The sequence below is a fragment of the Roseovarius sp. MMSF_3298 genome, assembly GCF_030733705.1.
GTDB lineage: Bacteria > Pseudomonadota > Alphaproteobacteria > Rhodobacterales > Rhodobacteraceae > Roseovarius > Roseovarius confluentis.
In genome coordinates this window covers 43,256-59,455 of record NZ_JASHIN010000005.1, presented here as the reverse complement: position 1 = coordinate 59,455, position 16,200 = coordinate 43,256, and the positions used below count along the sequence as shown (strand labels likewise).

The 16,200-nt window shown below is 62.6% G+C and carries 13 protein-coding genes; 6 read left to right on the top strand and 7 right to left on the bottom strand.

The window, feature by feature from the left end:
- Genes RBB18_RS06575 through RBB18_RS06565 form a run of 3 tightly spaced genes read left to right on the top strand, consistent with a single transcriptional unit; the run spans position 1 to position 2,753 of the window.
- A complete protein-coding gene (locus RBB18_RS06575) occupies positions 1 to 897 on the top strand; it encodes an ABC transporter permease (protein WP_103762234.1) in 897 nt (298 codons plus the stop codon).
- Positions 890 to 1,696, top strand: coding sequence for an ABC transporter permease (locus tag RBB18_RS06570; RefSeq protein ID WP_103762233.1), 807 nt, complete (start codon positions 890 to 892; stop codon positions 1,694 to 1,696). Before RBB18_RS06575 ends, RBB18_RS06570 begins: the two co-directional genes overlap by 8 nt.
- 31 nt (positions 1,697 to 1,727) lie before the next feature.
- Entirely contained in the window at positions 1,728 to 2,753 is a 1,026-nt protein-coding gene (locus RBB18_RS06565; protein WP_306111874.1) for an extracellular solute-binding protein, read from the top strand.
- Between the two features lie 99 nt (positions 2,754 to 2,852).
- On the opposite strand, the gene RBB18_RS06560 is transcribed toward RBB18_RS06565, so the two are convergent.
- The 4 genes from RBB18_RS06560 to RBB18_RS06545 all read right to left on the bottom strand — a co-directional run bounded on the left by RBB18_RS06560 (position 2,853) and on the right by RBB18_RS06545 (position 6,921).
- Complete coding sequence (locus tag RBB18_RS06560; protein ID WP_211286115.1) at positions 2,853 to 3,518, bottom strand: hypothetical protein; 666 nt, start codon at positions 3,516 to 3,518, stop codon at positions 2,853 to 2,855.
- Positions 3,519 to 4,003: 485 nt separating this feature from the next.
- The gene (locus tag RBB18_RS06555; RefSeq protein WP_306111873.1) at positions 4,004 to 4,210 is read right to left on the bottom strand and encodes a hypothetical protein; all 207 of its coding nucleotides are present in this window, start codon (positions 4,208 to 4,210) and stop codon (positions 4,004 to 4,006) included.
- A gap of 450 nt (positions 4,211 to 4,660) precedes the next feature.
- Complete coding sequence (locus RBB18_RS06550) at positions 4,661 to 5,194, bottom strand: hypothetical protein (protein WP_146049977.1); 534 nt, start codon at positions 5,192 to 5,194, stop codon at positions 4,661 to 4,663.
- Positions 5,195 to 5,262: 68 nt separating this feature from the next.
- Positions 5,263 to 6,921, bottom strand: coding sequence for an NAD+ synthase (locus RBB18_RS06545; RefSeq protein ID WP_274592537.1), 1,659 nt, complete (start codon positions 6,919 to 6,921; stop codon positions 5,263 to 5,265).
- Positions 6,922 to 7,085: 164 nt separating this feature from the next.
- Here RBB18_RS06545 and RBB18_RS06540 point away from each other — a divergent pair, with 164 nt between their 5' ends.
- Entirely contained in the window at positions 7,086 to 8,684 is a 1,599-nt protein-coding gene (locus tag RBB18_RS06540) for an MORN repeat-containing protein (RefSeq protein WP_306111872.1), read from the top strand.
- Positions 8,685 to 8,897: 213 nt separating this feature from the next.
- On the opposite strand, the gene RBB18_RS06535 is transcribed toward RBB18_RS06540, so the two are convergent.
- Both RBB18_RS06535 and RBB18_RS06530 read right to left on the bottom strand, forming a co-directional pair.
- On the bottom strand, positions 8,898 to 10,427 hold the full coding sequence (locus tag RBB18_RS06535; RefSeq protein WP_306111871.1) for a cryptochrome/photolyase family protein: 1,530 nt from the start codon (positions 10,425 to 10,427) through the stop codon (positions 8,898 to 8,900).
- Entirely contained in the window at positions 10,421 to 11,086 is a 666-nt protein-coding gene (locus RBB18_RS06530) for an SDR family NAD(P)-dependent oxidoreductase (protein WP_306111878.1), read from the bottom strand. Before RBB18_RS06530 ends, RBB18_RS06535 begins: the two co-directional genes overlap by 7 nt.
- A 263-nt stretch (positions 11,087 to 11,349) precedes the next feature.
- Here RBB18_RS06530 and RBB18_RS06525 point away from each other — a divergent pair, with 263 nt between their 5' ends.
- Entirely contained in the window at positions 11,350 to 12,915 is a 1,566-nt protein-coding gene (locus RBB18_RS06525) for a 2-isopropylmalate synthase (RefSeq protein ID WP_103762225.1), read from the top strand.
- 159 nt (positions 12,916 to 13,074) lie between these two features.
- Here RBB18_RS06525 and RBB18_RS06520 read toward each other — a convergent pair whose 3' ends face one another.
- Positions 13,075 to 14,097, bottom strand: coding sequence for a Fe(3+) ABC transporter substrate-binding protein (locus RBB18_RS06520; RefSeq protein ID WP_306111870.1), 1,023 nt, complete (start codon positions 14,095 to 14,097; stop codon positions 13,075 to 13,077).
- Between the two features lie 199 nt (positions 14,098 to 14,296).
- Here RBB18_RS06520 and RBB18_RS06515 point away from each other — a divergent pair, with 199 nt between their 5' ends.
- Positions 14,297 to 16,195, top strand: a complete 1,899-nt coding sequence (locus RBB18_RS06515) for an acyl-CoA synthetase (protein ID WP_274592542.1) — start codon at positions 14,297 to 14,299, stop codon at positions 16,193 to 16,195.
- Positions 16,196 to 16,200: the final 5 nt, after the last annotated feature.

Sequence of the window (16,200 nt, the reverse complement as noted above, 5' to 3'; positions counted from 1 at the left end):
ATGGCGGGAACCACCCATGGCAGCGGACGCACCGGCTGGATCCTTTCGATCCCGGCGCTGATCCTGCTGGCCCTGGGCGCCGCCGGGCCGCTGCTGATCGTTGTGGTCTACGCCTTTCTCGAGCCGGGCGAATATTCCGGCGTGGTCTGGGAGTTCACGACCGAGGCGTGGTTCCGCGTCTTCTTCGAGCGGGACATCTTCGACGACACCGTCACCTTTGCCGACGCGCACCTGACGATCTTCTGGCGCTCGGTGAAACTGTCGGTGCTGACCACGCTCATCGCCTTCGCCATCGGCTTTCCGACCGCGTGGTTCATCGCCACGCGCCCGCCCAACAAGCGCGGCTTCTGGCTGTTTTTGATCACAATTCCGTTCTGGACAAACCTGCTGATCCGCACATTCGCGATCATGGAAGTGGTCCGCAACCAGGGCCTGCTGAATTCGTTCCTGATGAATTTCGGCATCATCGATGACCCCTTGCAGATCCTCTATACCGACACTGCCGTGCTGATCGGCATGGCCTATGTCTACCTGCCGCTCATGGTGTTGCCGCTCTACGCCGCCATCGACCGCTTCGATTTCCGCCTCGTGGAAGCAGGCTACGACCTCTACGCCACCCGCATGAAGGTGCTGCGCCGGGTCATCCTGCCCATCGTCAAACCGGGCATCGTCGCGGGCTCGATCCTGGTCTTCGTGCCCTCGCTGGGCGCCTACGTCACGCCGCGCATCCTGGGCGGCGGCAAGAACATGATGGTCGGCAACTTCATCGAGCTTCAGTTCGGCCAGGGCCGCAACTGGCCCCTTGGCGCGGCCCTCTCGCTGCTCCTGCTGATGATCGTCCTCGTCGCCCTGCTTGCCTATGTCCGCGTCACCTCGAGGGATGACTCCAATGGCTAGGAACAAGAGCTTCTCCGTCACCACCCTGCCCGGCTTCACCGCCATCGCGCTCACGACCTTCGTGCTGCTCTACGCGCCGATCGTCACGATGGTGATCTACTCGTTCAACGATTCCGAATCCGTGGCGCTCTGGGGCGGCTTCTCCGTCCGCTGGTACGTCGAGGCCTGGGACAACACCCAGGTGCAGGAGGCGACCGTGCGCTCGCTCGTGATCGCCGTCTCGGCCGCACTCATCTCCACCACCGTCGCCACCATGGCCGCGCTCGGCACCACCCGCCGCGGCCGCTTCAAGGGGCAAACGCTCATTTACGTGATGATCAACCAGCCCCTGATGGTGCCCGAGATCGTGACCGCCGTCGCCCTCCTGATCTTCTTCGCCTCGATCAAGGTCGCCACCGGCTACACCGGGCTGGCCTACCTCATCCTCGCGCATTCGGCCTTCTGCGTGCCCTTCGCCTACCTGCCGATCCGCGCCCGGCTCGAAGGCATGGACCTGGCCCTTGAAACCGCCGCCTCGGACCTCTACGCCCGGCCCTGGCAGACCTTCCGCCACGTGACCCTGCCGCTGATGATGCCCGGCATCGCCGCCGGCGCCATGCTGGCCTTCGTCATCTCGCTCGACGACGTGATCATCACCGAGTTCGTCAAATCCGCCGGGCAGGACACCCTGCCCACCTACATGCTGGGCCAGCTGCGCCGCGCCATCACACCCGAGGTCAACGCGATCTCCACCGCGCTCCTTGCGCTGACCGTGCTTCTGCTGACCGCCTTCTTTATACTGAACCGCAAGCGGGACTAACCCGCGCACAACCTCAACAGGGAGAAAGACGATGAAACTACATCTGACATGCACAGTGGCGGCCATCGCGCTCGCCGGGGTGGCCCATGCCGAAGGCTCGCTCAACATCTACAACTGGGGCAACTACACCAGCCCCGAGATGATCGAGAAGTTCGAACAGGAATACGACATCGACGTCACGATCACGGACTATGACAGCAACACCACCGCGCTCGCCAAGATCGAGGCCGGCGGCCACGGCTTCGACATCGTGGTGCCCACCCACAGCTACATGGGGGTCTATATCGAAAAGGACCTCTTGATGCAGCCGGGCATCCCCGAGATGGGAAACTACGCCAACATTTCCGAGCAGTGGAAGAACGTCGAATGGGACCCGAACCGCGAATATTCCGTGCCGTGGCAATGGGGCACGACCGGCGTCGCGGTGAACAAATCGGCCTATGACGGCGACATCAACACCTCCGCCATCTTCCTCGACCCGCCAGAGGAACTGGTGGGCAAGGTGAACGTCGTGCCCGAAATGCAGGACGTGATGAACCTCACGCTCTTTTACGTCGGCGGCGAGCCCTGCACCACCGACAAGGAAATGCTGAAAAAGGCCCGCGACGTGCTGATCGAGGCCAAGCCCAAGTGGATGAGCATGGATTACGGCATGACCGAGAAGCTGTCGAACGGCGACGTCATGGCCTCGGTCAACTGGAACGGCTCGACCTTCCGCGCCCGCAACAACAACGAAGATGTGGCCTATGGCTACCCCAAAGAGGGCTACCCGGTCTGGATGGACAGCGCCGCAATCCTGTCGGACGCGCAGAACGTGGAAAACGCCAAGCTTTTCCTGAATTTCATCATGGAGCCGGAAAACGCGGCCATGCTGTCGGCCTTTGCGCGCTACGCCAACGGCATCGACGGCTCCGAGGAATTCATGCCCGAGGACATGAAGACCGCACCCGAGATCGTCGTGCCCGAAGAGCTGAAGGCCGCGGGCCGCTTCACCACCGCCTGCCCCGCCGAGGCGCAGGAATTCTACACCGCGATCTGGACCGAACTGCAGAAATAAGCCAGTCGACGGGGGACGGGAAACGGGGGCCAATTGGCCCCCGTTTTTCTTGCAACCGGCAGTATGCCTCTGCCTCCCGGCTCATCCGGCCTCCTTGGCTCAGACAGGGTTGCGCACAGGGTTACGCAGACGGAAGACCGGCGCCGGCTCGGATTCGGATTCGGATTTGTGCAGCATGTAGACCACGCCGTGCATCAGCACCGCCGCGGTGGCGATCAGCAGCAGGTAGGCCGTCAGGATCACCATCACCGGCACGTTGTTGTTCAGCTGCGGGAAGGCGCCCAGCGCCACCGGAAGGAACCACGACACCGCCGAGATGGCCCCGGATGTCACGAAGACTGTCCGCTTCAGCGGACTGATATCGGTGAACAGGGATTTGCCGATCTGCCGCTTGACGCCCGGCAGGATGATCGTGTGGATGAAAAAGCCGTTCACCGTCAGGATCGTGACGATCATCAGCTTGGCGTGAACCTTGGGGTTCATCAGCAGTTCGGGGTTCGTCAGGGCATATAGGAACAGGAACCCGACGCCCGTGATCCACAGCACGAACAGCCCCGCGCTGACGATCTTTGATGCGAACTCGAAGATGTCTGATGTTTCCTTGATGATCCTGCCCCTGACGAAGAACCGTAACATCATGAGATCGAGCAGGATCGCACCACCCAGGCCCAATGCCAAGCCGATGAAGTGAACGAACCTGAGCCCGGTACGCACCGTTGCCTGCGGATCGGAACTGAAAAGGGCGACCAGTTGCGAGAAGTCCATTTTTGTCTTCCTTGTTAAGAGCTTGCCGTTTTCGATAGGTAAACTTTGGGCACGCAGGCCCCACTCGGAATGACTGGTTGACTCGCAAGAAAACACCACTGGTTAACCGGCGAATGGCCCCCTCGTACACGGGTCACCCTCACCTGCTCCTCCTGCTTTCCAGCAGTCCCGATTTGGGCGTGGGAGCGTTGTCATCTGGGTTAGAACAGCGCAAATTTTCAATCAATTCCGCGGCCTGACAATCGGCGGCTTTCGGCAGGCTCCGCCGACCAGAACCACTAAGTGATTCTAAACAGGCGAAAAAACTATCGGCGTGAAATCACCCACCGATTCCGTCTGCCGTCCCGCCACCGCCTGCGCGGATGGAACCGGCGATATCCTGCACATCATCTGGTGCCGCCGAAACGGCTTTTCTCTACAATAAGCAGAATTCACTAGGCATTTTTCAACCAATCAGCCAATTCACCGGGACCGCGGCGCGCTGCTCAGACCTTGAAAACTGTCCCGCACAGGAACAGCAGAACGATGGGAAAAACGATGCCCGTGGCGTTCACCGTCGCCTGAAACGCCGTAAGCCGGCCACCGATCAACAGCACCAAGGCAACGACCGTCAGGGAGGAAACCAGGAAAACCGGATTGTGAATATCGAAGGAGAGCGAACCGATCTCCCGCTCGATATTGTCCTGCGCCACCTCGTAGCTGGTAACGATCGTGTTGACCTTGCCTTCGGGCGCGGGAACGTCCCATTCCTCGGACGACGCGTCAGACAGGGGTTATGTCTCCTTTCCCTCGATAGCACCGATTCTCAGAACAACCGGGCTGCACGTCATTTCAAAAGTGCGGTGGCGGCTTAAGGACCTGCTACTGTCGAGGACGTCGGGCCACCTCGAGCCAAGCGTTGAACCGTCCGACGATCAAAGGGGATCGGACCCTGCCTGTGTCCGGTTCATCCGTACCCAAACGGCAAGCATGTCGTGTGTCCGGATTGAAACCCGGCTGTCATCAACCACATGCGCGGCACGCGCGGCGCAACCAGGCATAAAGAGTGGTTGCCTTTCAACTCCGAGAGCCTCGAGCCCACCCCGCACGTCGATGGCCCCCTGACCCTGACGCTGTGCGCGCGGCCCAAGTCCGGGCCGCCCTTACTCCAGCGGCGCCAGCTCCGCCTCGTAACTGATCGTCGCCGCTACAGGCTCGGCCCCGTCGGCCACGCGCGGCTCGTCCATGTAGTTCGTCAGCCGCAGGAACGTCCCCTCGACCGTCGCGGTCATCACGTTGTCCTCGGTCATCTCGAACGCGGTCAAGGTTCCTTCACCGCCGTCTGCCCCCATTGCCAACGGCGCGTCATAGCCCTGGTCGTCGTATATCTCCGCCGACAGCATCCGCATCTCTCCGCCCTGCTCCAGCAGCGTCACCTGCACCATGGGCCGTCCGGGCGAACCGTCCTCGCCGACCGTCTGCCCCACGGCGTTGACCGACAGGGACGACCCCATGATCATCTTCTGCTCGGCGTAGGCTTCCTCGTCTTCGATGTCATAGGCAATGACCAGTTCCATAACCTCGCCATCCAGCGTGACGGTCATCGTCCCTATGGCCTCGTACTCGTCGTTCAGCTCCGCCGCCCCCGCCGGCACGGCCAGCATCATCGCGGCAATTGCGGTAAAAAAGCGTGTCATATCAACCTCCTGAAAATAATATTTCTGGATCGTAACAGACACCTCCCGGCCATGCAAAACCGGCGGGCCTAACCCCCGTCCCGCCACCGGTTCACGATGGGATAGCGCCGATCCAGCCAGAACGCGTGTTTCGACAACCGCGTGCCGGGGGCGGACTGGAAGCGCTTGTATTCGCTGATGTAGATCAGATGCTCCACCCGCACCGCGTCCGCGCGGTCATACCCCGCCTTGACGCAATCCTCGATCGAGCCGTCCTCGTCCACAAGGATCTGCAATATCCCGTCCAGCACAGGATAATCCGGCAGGCTGTCACTGTCCTTCTGGTCCTCGCGCAACTCCGCACTGGGCGGCTTGGTGATGATGTTCTCGGGGATCACCTCGCCCTCGGGCCCCATCATCCACTCGCGGTGATTGGCGTTCCGCCACTTGCAGATCTCGAACACCCGCGTCTTGTACAGATCCTTGATCGGGTTGTACCCGCCCGCCATGTCGCCATAGATCGTGGCATAGCCCACCGCCACCTCGGACTTGTTGCCGGTGGTCAACAGCATCTCCCCGAACTTGTTGCTCAGCGCCATCAACAACAGGCCGCGCAGCCGCGACTGGATGTTCTCCTCCGTGATCCCCGGCTCGGTTCCCTCAAATAGCGGTGCCAGCGTGTTCGTGATCGCCGCGCGCCCTTCGGCGATGGGCACGAAATCATACCGCGCACCCAGCGCGTTCGCACACGCCTTGGCATCGTCCAAAGACGCCTGCGAGGTATATTCCGACGGCAGCATCACGCACCGCACGTTCTCCGCCCCCAGCGCATCGACCGCAATCGTGGCCACAATCGCACTGTCCACGCCGCCCGACAGGCCCAGCAGCACTTTCCCGAACCCCGTCTTGCGCATGTAATCGCGCAAGCTCAGCACCATCGCGTGATAATCGCTCTCCAGCGTGTCGGGGATATGCGCCAGGTCGGTCTTCTCGATCTGCCAGCCGTCGTCTCCGCGCACCAGGTCGATATGCGCGATGTCCTCTTCCATCAGCGGCATCTGCACCGCCAGCTTGCCGCCGGGGTTCAGCGCAAAGGTGCCGCCGTCGAACACCTGGTCGTCTTGCGCCCCCACCAGGTTGAGGTAGATCAGCGGCAGCCCCGTCTCGACCACGCGGGACACCATCAACTGGTGCCGATGCGCCAGCTTGCCGCGGTAATAGGGCGAGCCGTTCGGCACCAGCAGAAACTCCGCCCCCGTCTCGGCCAGCGTCTCGGGCACGTCCTCGTGCCAGCTGTCCTCGCAAATGGGCGAGCCGATGCGCACATTACCCACGGCATATGGCCCCATCACGTCGCCCGACGCATAAAGCCGTACTTCGTCGAACACCGTCTCGTTCGGCAGGTGATGCTTCAGCACGCAGGCGGTGATGCTGCCGCCCTTCAGGATGTAATAGGCGTTGTACAGCTCCGCGCCTTCCAGCGCCGGGCCTCCAATGGCCAGCGCCGGCCCCACCGCACAGTCCTTCGCCAGCTCCTCGATCTTCGCGATCGCCGCCTGGTGAAACACCGGCTTCATCACCAGGTCCTGCGTGTTGTACCCGGTGATGAACATCTCGGGCAGCGCCACAAGGTCGGCCTCGGCGGCCTTCCCGGCCTCCCAGGCCTTGCGCGCCAGGTCCGCGTTCCCGTCAAGGTCGCCCACCGTGGCGTTCAGCTGTGCCAATGTCACGCGAAACCGATCCGCCATACGCCCTCGAAACCCTCGCAATTCCCACTTCCCCCGTGATTTAGCAGATGGACGCGCGAGGGAAAGCCGAAACCGGGAAAAGCCGTTGTCAGCCCTGCCCGGGTCAATTACGTTCTCTTGGACCCATTGGGGGGTTGTCGCAGAACCGGGGTGAGTGGGCCGACATGCAAAGCAGAACCGTCACATCTATCGTCCTCGCCGCGATGCTCGGGCTGGCCGGTCCCGCCCTGTCGCAGGATGGCGAAGTCCAGACCAAGCAGTATGACGACGGCGGCATCTACGAGGGCACGTTCCGCAACGGCCTTCAGCACGGCACCGGCACCTACACCCTGCCCAACGGCTATGAATATTCCGGCGAATGGGTCGATGGCGAGATCCGCGGCACCGGCACCGCGCGCTTTCCCAACGGATCGGTCTACGAGGGCGAGTTCGCCAAGGGCAAGCCCGAAGGCGTGGGCAAGATCACCTTCTCCGACGGCGGCACCTACGAGGGCACGTGGGAGGACGGCAAGATCAACGGCGAGGGCGTCGCGGTCTATGCCAACGGCGTGCGCTACCAGGGCGGCTTTCGCAACGCCCAGCATCACGGCCGGGGCAAAATGGAAAGCCCCGGCGGCTATATCTACGACGGCGACTGGGTGAACGGCGTCAAGGAAGGCATGGCGACGATCACCTATCCCGACGGCGCGGTCTACGAAGGCCAGGTCAAGCGCGGCGCCCGCGACGGCGAAGGCACGCTCACCATGCCCGACGGGCTGATCTACGAAGGCACCTGGGCCGAGGGTCAGATCAACGGCACCGGCAAACTGACCCAGCCCAATGGCGACGTCTACGAGGGCGAGCTTGTGGCGGGCCGGCGCGAGGGTCAGGGGCGCGTGGTCTATAACAACGGCGATGTCTACGAAGGCGAGTTTGCCGATGACAGCCGCCACGGACAGGGCACCTTCACCGGCTCCGACGGCTACCGCTACGAAGGGTCCTGGGTCGCGGGCAAGATCTCGGGCGAAGGCACTGTCACCTATCCCGACGGTTCGGTCTACGAAGGCCAGTTCCGCGACGACCTGGCCAACGGCCAGGGCAAGGTCACCTACCCCGACGGCTCCACCTACGAAGGCGAGTGGTCCGGCGGCGTGATCGACGGTACGGGCAAGGCAACCTATCCCAACGGCCTCGTCTACGAGGGCGAGTTCCAGAACGCCAAGAACCACGGCCAGGGCGTGATGACCTATCCCGACGGCTACCGCTACGAGGGCGCGTGGCAGGATGGACAGCGGCACGGGCAAGGCACGGCCACCTATGCCGACGGCACGGTCTATGAGGGCGAGTTCGTCGACGGCCAGCGCCACGGGCAGGGAAAGATCACGATGCCCGATGGCTTCGTCTATGACGGTCAGTGGCAGAACGGCGAAATCTCGGGCCAAGGGGTCGCGACCTACACCAACGGCGACGTCTATGAGGGGACGTTCGAGAACGGCAAGCGGCAGGGCACCGGCACCATGCGCTACGCCACTGGCGAAGAGGCATCCGGCGAATGGTCCGACGGCGCTCTCGCCGAGCAGACGACCGTGGTCACCGAGGAAGAGACCCCGGCCGTCCCCGAGGACACATCCGGGGCCTCCGGCGCAGAGACCGGCGCGGCGACATCTGACACCGGCGACACGGCGGGAACCTCGACCGAGGCCGAAAGCGGAACCGCGGCCGAGGGCGAGACGGAGGCCGAAGCCGAGACGACCGACGACGCGACCACCGAAGAAAGCAACTAATCACGCGCTCCGCCCGTCCCGGACCTGATCCGGGACCTCGTAGGGTGGGTGAAAACCCACGCGCGCCCCGGTTAATCAAACGTCGACTCCGCACGCCCCGTTAACCCGGCAAAACGCTAGAAACCGCACCGTCGCCATACCACCCGGATACCGACGCAATACCGACGTTCCGAATCCGCCGATTTCCGCGCCGTTAACCTTCGAGTCGCACCCTTACACGATTTCGCCCGCATCCAGCCTGTCCAGGATGCGTTTCGCCCCGTCCAGAACCGCCTCCTTGCGGTCGTCCTTCATCCGGTCCCACGTGGCATACATCTGCCCCATCCGCGGGTTTCTGGCGAACTTCTCCCGGTGCCGCACGAGGAAATCCCAATACAACAAGTTGAAAGGACACGCCTTTTCGCCGGTCTTTTCCTTCACCGAATAGGCGCAGGACCCACAGTAATCCGACATCTTGTCGATGTAATTGCCCGAACTCACATACGGCTTCGACGCGATGATCCCGTCATCGGCAAACTGGCTCATCCCGATCACGTTGGGCGCCTCCACCCATTCATAGGCATCATGGTAAACCGCCAGGTACCACTCGTGCACTTGATGCGGATCCACCCCCGCCAGAAGGGCGAAATTGCCCGTCACCATCAATCTCTGAATGTGATGCGCATAGGCCAATTCCCGTGTCTGATCAACGGCATGGGCGACGCAGTTCATATGCGTTTCACCCCCCCAATACATCCACGGCAAGTCCCTCTTGTGCCCCAGCGCATTGCGCGTGACATAGTCCGGACCTTCCCGAAAATAGATCCCCCGCACGTATTCCCGCCAGCCTATTATCTGCCGGATAAAGCCCTCGGCAGCATTGATCGGCACGTTCCCGGCTTTCCATTCTTCTTCCACACGGGTGCAGATTTCCACAGGATCCAGCAATCCGATGTTCAAATACTGAGATAACAGCGAGTGATGCAGGAACCGGTCGTCCTGCAGCATCGCGTCCTGGTAATCCCCGAAACAGTCCAGAAGGTTCTTGGCGAAATGATCCAGCGCCCGCAGCGCCTGGCCACGCGTCACCGCAGACGTGAACGGCCGCAAAGCCCCGAAATTGTTTCCAAATTTCTTCTCGACGAGGTCCAGAACCTCGTCCGTGATGTCATCCGGCGTAAACGCCATAGGTTTCGAGCGCAGCATGTCGCCCGAGGCCGGTTTGCGGTTCTCGTGGTCGTAATTCCATTTCTCGCCCGCCGGTTCATCGCCGTCCATCATCAGCCCGGTCTTGCGGCGCATCTCGCGATAGAAGTACTCCATCCTCAACGACTTGCGCCCCTCGGCCCATGTGTTGAACTCATCGAGCGAGGCCACGAACCGATCATCCGGCAGCACCGTCACCGTCAGCGGCGCATTCTCCAGCGCCTCGATCAACCGCCACTCCCCGGGTTGGGTCGCGATCACCTCGCTCGTGTCATGCTCCTGTCCGCGCCGCATCAGCTCGCCGACGATGGATTTCGACGTATCCGCATCATCCAACCGCGAATAGGCGACCTGCCAGCCACTCTCTTGTAATTCCTGCGCAAAATGGCGCATCGCCGAGAAGATCAGCGCGATTTTCTTTGGATGGTGGCCCACGTAACTGGCCTCGTCCGCCACTTCGGCCATCACCACGAGGTCGCTCGCCTTGTCCGCCTCGCGCAGCGCCGACAGGTTCTTGCTCAGCTGGTCCCCCAGCACGAGGATCAGCCGCCTCACCACGGCACCCGCTCCCCGGCCCAATCAAAGAATTGCCCCGTATTCTCGGGCGTTAGGGCCGACAGTACATCCAGAAGGTTCTGCGCCGCGTCCTGAGGGGGAACCGTCTTGTGCCCGCCCGCGAACTTTTCGGTCAGCGGCGTCTCCACCGTTCCGGGATGCAGCGCCACGCAGATCGACTGCCTGTGCGTGCGGCTCAGTTCGATCGCCGCACCATGGATGATCTGGTTCACCGCCGCCTTGGCCGTGCGGTAGCTGTACCAGCCACCAAGCCCGTTATCCCCGATCGACCCCACGCGTGCCGACAGAGCGGCAAACCGGCATTCACGGTCACGCGGCAGCAGCCGCACCGCGTGCTTCAACACCAAGGATGGTCCCACGCAATTCACCCGAAACTGCGCCTCCATCGCCTCGGCGCTCAATTCTTTCAATGACTTCTCGGGCCCGCGTCCGTCCAACTCCAACGCGCCTGTGGCCACGAAAACAAGGTCGAATTCGCCCTCCAGCACCCCCAGATGCGCCTCGACCGACGCCTCGTCCGTCACATCCAAACCGTCGCCGGATCGTGACAGCCCGGTCACCCGCACCTCGCGCTCTTCCAACGCCGCCACAAGCGCGGACCCGATTCCGCCAGAGGCGCCTATCACCAATGCTTCTTTCATGTCGCCAAGAGCTAGCGGGCCACCGACCTGCTTCAAGACGAAAATCGTCGCCAGATCGGGGGTTTTCAAAGCCACCCATCGTCCTTATGCTCTGCTTATGTCTACGCGCTGCCATATCTCCGGCCCCGCAAGCCCCGCCACGGCGGCTTGCCTTTCCGCGCGTCTGCTCCTAAGCCGCCTCTGAGCGTGCCCTGATCCGGCGCGACCGCTCAGAGGAGTAGCCTTTCGCGCCACAGGCTTAGGACCAAAACACGAGACATGACATGACCAATTCCGAACATAACCGCGTGGTGATCTTCGACACCACCTTGCGCGACGGCGAACAATCCCCCGGCGCCACCATGACCCATGCCGAAAAGTTGGAGATCGCCGGCCTGCTGGACGAGATGGGCGTCGACATTATCGAGGCGGGCTTCCCCATCGCGTCCGAGGGCGACTTCAGGGCCGTTTCCGAGATCGCCAAGAACTCCAAGGACAGCGTGATCTGCGGGCTCGCGCGCGCCAATCTCAAGGATATCGATCGCTGCTGGGATGCGGTAAAGCACGCCGCCCAGCCGCGCATACATACCTTCATCGGCACCTCGCCCCTGCACCGCGCCATCCCGAACCTGACCAAGGACGAAATGGCCGAGCGCATCCACGAAACGGTGACGCACGCCCGCAATCTCTGCGACAACGTGCAGTGGTCCCCGATGGATGCCACGCGGACGGAATGGGATTACCTTGCCCGTGTGGTCGAGATCGCGATCAAGGCCGGGGCCACCACGATCAATATCCCCGATACCGTGGGCTACACCGCGCCGGTCGAAAGTGCCGACCTCATCCGCCGCCTGATCGCCGAGGTGCCCGGCGCCGACGACGTGGTTTTTGCCACCCACTGCCACAACGACCTCGGCATGGCCACGGCCAACTCGCTGGCCGCCGTCGAAGGCGGCGCGCGGCAAATCGAGTGCACGATCAACGGGTTGGGTGAACGCGCCGGCAACACCGCGCTGGAAGAAGTGGTGATGGCGATGAAGGTCCGCAACGACATCATCCCCTATCACACCCGCATCGACTCCACCAAGATCATGCACCTGTCGCGCCGGGTCGCCACCGTGTCGGGTTTCCAGGTGCAGCCCAACAAGGCCATCGTCGGCAAGAACGCCTTTGCCCACGAATCCGGCATCCACCAGGACGGCATGCTCAAGAACGCCGAGACGTTCGAGATCATGCGCCCCGAGGATGTTGGCCTGACCGAAACCAATATCGTCATGGGCAAGCATTCCGGCCGCGCCGCCCTGCGCTCGAAGCTCAAGAACCTTGGGATCGACTTGGCCGAGAACCAGCTTGGCGACGTTTTCGTGCGGTTCAAGGAACTGGCCGATCGCAAGAAAGAGGTGTTCGACGAGGACCTGATCGCGCTGGTCGCCGCCGGCGAGGATGCCGAGAATGACCGCCTCGTTCTGAAATCCCTGCGCGTGGTCTGCGGCACCGGCGGCCAGGCCGAGGCCGAAATGGTCATGACCATCGACGGCGAGGAGAAATCCGCGACGCAACAAGGTGACGGCCCCGTCGACGCCACCTTCAAGGCCGTGCGCGAGTTGCACCCCAATGACGCGCACCTGTCGCTCTATCAGGTCCACGCCGTGACCGAGGGCACCGATGCACAGGCGACCGTCTCCGTCCGGCTGGAGGAAGGCGGCAACATCGCCACGGGGCAGTCCGCCGACACCGACACCGTGGTCGCGAGTGCCAAGGCCTACATCAACGCCCTCAACCGTCTGCTGACCCGCCGTGCAAAACTCGGTGAGGACGAAAAGGAAGTCAGCTACAAGGACGTGAGCTGACCAAAACGCCTCGTCCGGATCAGGCCGGACGGGGCAGCCGCGCAAGGGGCTGACGCGCGGCTCTTAACCGAGCATACTCCGAAACCTCAGTGGACGTTCCAGCAAACGAAAATGGCGCCCCCGATTGGGGACGCCGCGTGACATGCCTGCTCGAATTTCTTAGTCCCAGCCGACCGCGTTGAACAGTTCCTGCGCCTTGGACGCATTCCGGCTGAACGCCGCGGTGGGCGTGGTCTCGTCCGCCTTGAATTCACCCAGGCGCTCGGTGGTCGCCGTGCCGGGCGCGTCCTCGACGGCGGGGTATTCGTGGTTGCCCGTCGCAAGGTTGGTCTGCGCGGTGTCGCTGGTGAAATATTCCATCAGCTTCACGGCGTTGTCCGGGTTCGGCGCCGTCTTCAACATGGCTGCGGTGGACAGGTTGACGTGGGTGCCTCGCCCGTCCTGGTTCGGCCAGACCCAGCCGATCTTGTCGATATCGTCGCTCAGGCCCTCGACGTCGGATTCGAAGCCGCGCACGAAGTAATAGTGGTTGCCGACCGCCACTTCACACTCGCCCGAAACAATTCCGCGCAGCTGGTCGGTGTCGCCGCCCTGCGGGTCCCGCGCCATGTTGTTGACGATGCCCTGCGCCCATTCCTTGGCCGCTTCCTCGCCGTGGGTTTCGATGATCGAGGCCATCAGCGACTGGTTGTAGATGTTCGAGGACGACCGGATGCAGATCTTGCCTTCCCACGCGGGATCGGCCAGCTCTTCGTAGGTCTGCGGCGGGTTCTCCACCTTTTCCTTGTCATAATAGATGATCCGCGCGCGCTGCGCGATCCCGTACCAAAGATTCTCGGGGTGCTCGAGGTGGTCGGGGATGCGGTCCTCGATGGTCTGCGACTCGTAGGCCGCCAGAAGGTCCAGCTCCTCGGCCCGGGCCATGCGGCCCGCATCCACGGTGATCAGCACGTCGGCGGGGCTGTTCTCGCCTTCCGCTTCCAGCCGCGCGATCAGTTCGTCCGCATCGGCCTCGATCCGGTTCACGGTGATGCCGGTTTCCTCGGTGAACGCGTCATAGAGCGCTTCGTCGGTGTCGTAGTGACGCGAGGAATACACGTTCACCTCCTGCGCGACGGCAGGCACAGCCACACCGGTCAGCGCCAGCGCGGCAACGAGAGAACGAGAGGTCAGATGAGCCATCAAGAAAAAGCCTTTCTTTTTCCGAGTGAATTTGTAAGCAATTGATGAATTTTCCGACTAAAAGAGTCAAGAGACGTTTTCGGCGACCCGGGGAGCGGCAAGAAAACGCAGCGTAAAACTTGCACGCCCCGCAATTCGTGATCATGCTGCCCGGACGGGAGAATAGGGCGCATGACGACGCGCCGCGGGAGGAGACAACATGACATTTTCCACACGTCAGGACGTGATCGGTATCCAGGACGAAATGCCGTGGGAGGCGCGCGACCTGCCCAAGACGGTGCACCAGATGCTGGCCGATACCGCGGCCGCCTTCCCGGATCGCCCCGCCGTCAGTTATCAGCTTCTGTCGGGGCCCACCGACAAGGCACAGACGCTAACCTGGTCCGAATTTCATGGGCGTGTCTGCCAGGCTGCAAACCTCTTCCGCAGCCTGAAGATTGCCGAGGATGACGTGATCGCGCTCGTCATGCCCAACTGCCTTGAGACTGCCATCGCCACGATCGGCGCAATGGTCGCGGGCATCGCCAACCCGATCAACCCGCTGCTCGAGCCCGAACAGATCGGCGCCATCCTGCGCGAAACCGACGCCCGCGTCGTCGTGACCCTGCGGTCATTCCCGAAAACCGACGTGGCCCAGAAAATGGCCGAAGCCGTGCGCAACGCGCCCCGTGTGCACACGGTCCTTGAAGTCGACCTTGTCAGCTACCTGACGCCCCCGAAAAGCTGGATCGTCCCACTGATCCGCCCCAAGAACCCGGACAATCATCACGCCGACGTCAAGAACTTCAACGCCGAGGCGCGCAAGCACCCCAAGACGCTGTCGTTCGAGGACAAACAGGCCGACCGCGTCGCCGCCTATTTCCACACCGGCGGCACCACCGGCATGCCCAAGGTTGCCCAGCACAAGTATTCCGGGATGGTGTATAACGGCTGGCTCGGCCATCGCCTGCTGTTTGACGAGCAGGACAGCATCATGTGCCCTTTGCCGCTGTTTCACGTTTTCGCCTGCCACGTCATCCTGATGGCGATGATCAAGTCCGGCGCACATGTGGTCTTTCCCACCCCCGCCGGATATCGCGGCGACGGCGTGTTCGACAATTTCTGGAAACTGCTGGAACGCTGGGGCACGACCTTCGTGATCACCGTGCCCACCGCCACCGCCGCGCTGATGCAGCGCAAGGTGAATGCCGACATTTCCAAGGTGAAGAACGCCTTCTCCGGCTCGGCCCCCATGCCGCTGGAACTGTTCAAGCGCTTCGAATCCGCCACCGGCATGACCGTGATCGAGGGCTACGGCCTGACCGAGGCGACCTGTCTTGTGTCGTGCAACCCGCCCACGGGCGAGAAGAAGGTCGGCAGCGTCGGCGTGCCCCTGCCCTACACCGACGTCAAGATCTACAAGACCGACGGCGCCGAATGCGGCCCTGACGAGGTGGGCGAGATCTGCATCGCCAACCCGGGCGTCTTTGCTGGCAACACCTATACCGAAGCCGCCAAGAACAAGGACCTATACCATCACGAGGTCTACCTGCGCACTGGCGACCTCGGTCGGATCGACGGCGACGGCTACCTCTGGATCACCGGCCGCGCCAAGGACCTGATTATTCGCGGCGGGCACAATATCGACCCCGCCGATATCGAAGAGGCGCTTATGGCCCATGCCGAGGTCGCGGGCGCCGGTGCCATCGGCCAGCCCGACGCGCATTCAGGCGAACTGCCCTGCGCCTATGTGGAACTGGTCGACGGCGGCTCCGTCGACGCCGAGGCCCTGCGCGAGCACTGCAAGATCCACGTCCACGAACGCGCCGCCATCCCGAAATATATCGAGGTGCTGGACGAGCTGCCCAAGACCGCCGTCGGCAAGGTGTTCAAGCCCGACCTGCGCAAGCGGGCCATCACCCGGGTCTATAACGCTGCGCTCGCAGAGGCCGGCATCAACGCCGAGGTGACCGAGGTGATCGACGACAAGAAACGCGGCCTCGTGGCCCGCCTGTCGAAGACCGGCGAGGCGGACGAGGCGGCGATCTCGCATTGCCTTGGCGAATTTACCCGCCCGTGGGAGTGGGCCGACGCAAAGAGCACGGCCGACGCCGCCTGAAGGTC

Bases quoted from the DNA above. Each gene is read 5' to 3' on its own strand.
- RBB18_RS06575 (WP_103762234.1), top strand. From the start codon at position 1: ATGGCGGGAACCACCCATGGCAGCGGACGCACCGGCTGGATCCTTTCG.
- RBB18_RS06570 (WP_103762233.1), top strand. From the start codon at position 890: ATGGCTAGGAACAAGAGCTTCTCCGTCACCACCCTGCCCGGCTTCACC.
- RBB18_RS06565 (WP_306111874.1), top strand. From the start codon at position 1,728: ATGAAACTACATCTGACATGCACAGTGGCGGCCATCGCGCTCGCCGGG.
- RBB18_RS06560 (WP_211286115.1), bottom strand. From the start codon at position 3,518: ATGGACTTCTCGCAACTGGTCGCCCTTTTCAGTTCCGATCCGCAGGCA.
- RBB18_RS06550 (WP_146049977.1), bottom strand. From the start codon at position 5,194: ATGACACGCTTTTTTACCGCAATTGCCGCGATGATGCTGGCCGTGCCG.
- RBB18_RS06545 (WP_274592537.1), bottom strand. From the start codon at position 6,921: ATGGCGGATCGGTTTCGCGTGACATTGGCACAGCTGAACGCCACGGTG.
- RBB18_RS06540 (WP_306111872.1), top strand. From the start codon at position 7,086: ATGCAAAGCAGAACCGTCACATCTATCGTCCTCGCCGCGATGCTCGGG.
- RBB18_RS06530 (WP_306111878.1), bottom strand. From the start codon at position 11,086: ATGAAAGAAGCATTGGTGATAGGCGCCTCTGGCGGAATCGGGTCCGCG.
- RBB18_RS06525 (WP_103762225.1), top strand. From the start codon at position 11,350: ATGACCAATTCCGAACATAACCGCGTGGTGATCTTCGACACCACCTTG.
- RBB18_RS06520 (WP_306111870.1), bottom strand. From the start codon at position 14,097: ATGGCTCATCTGACCTCTCGTTCTCTCGTTGCCGCGCTGGCGCTGACC.
- RBB18_RS06515 (WP_274592542.1), top strand. From the start codon at position 14,297: ATGACATTTTCCACACGTCAGGACGTGATCGGTATCCAGGACGAAATG.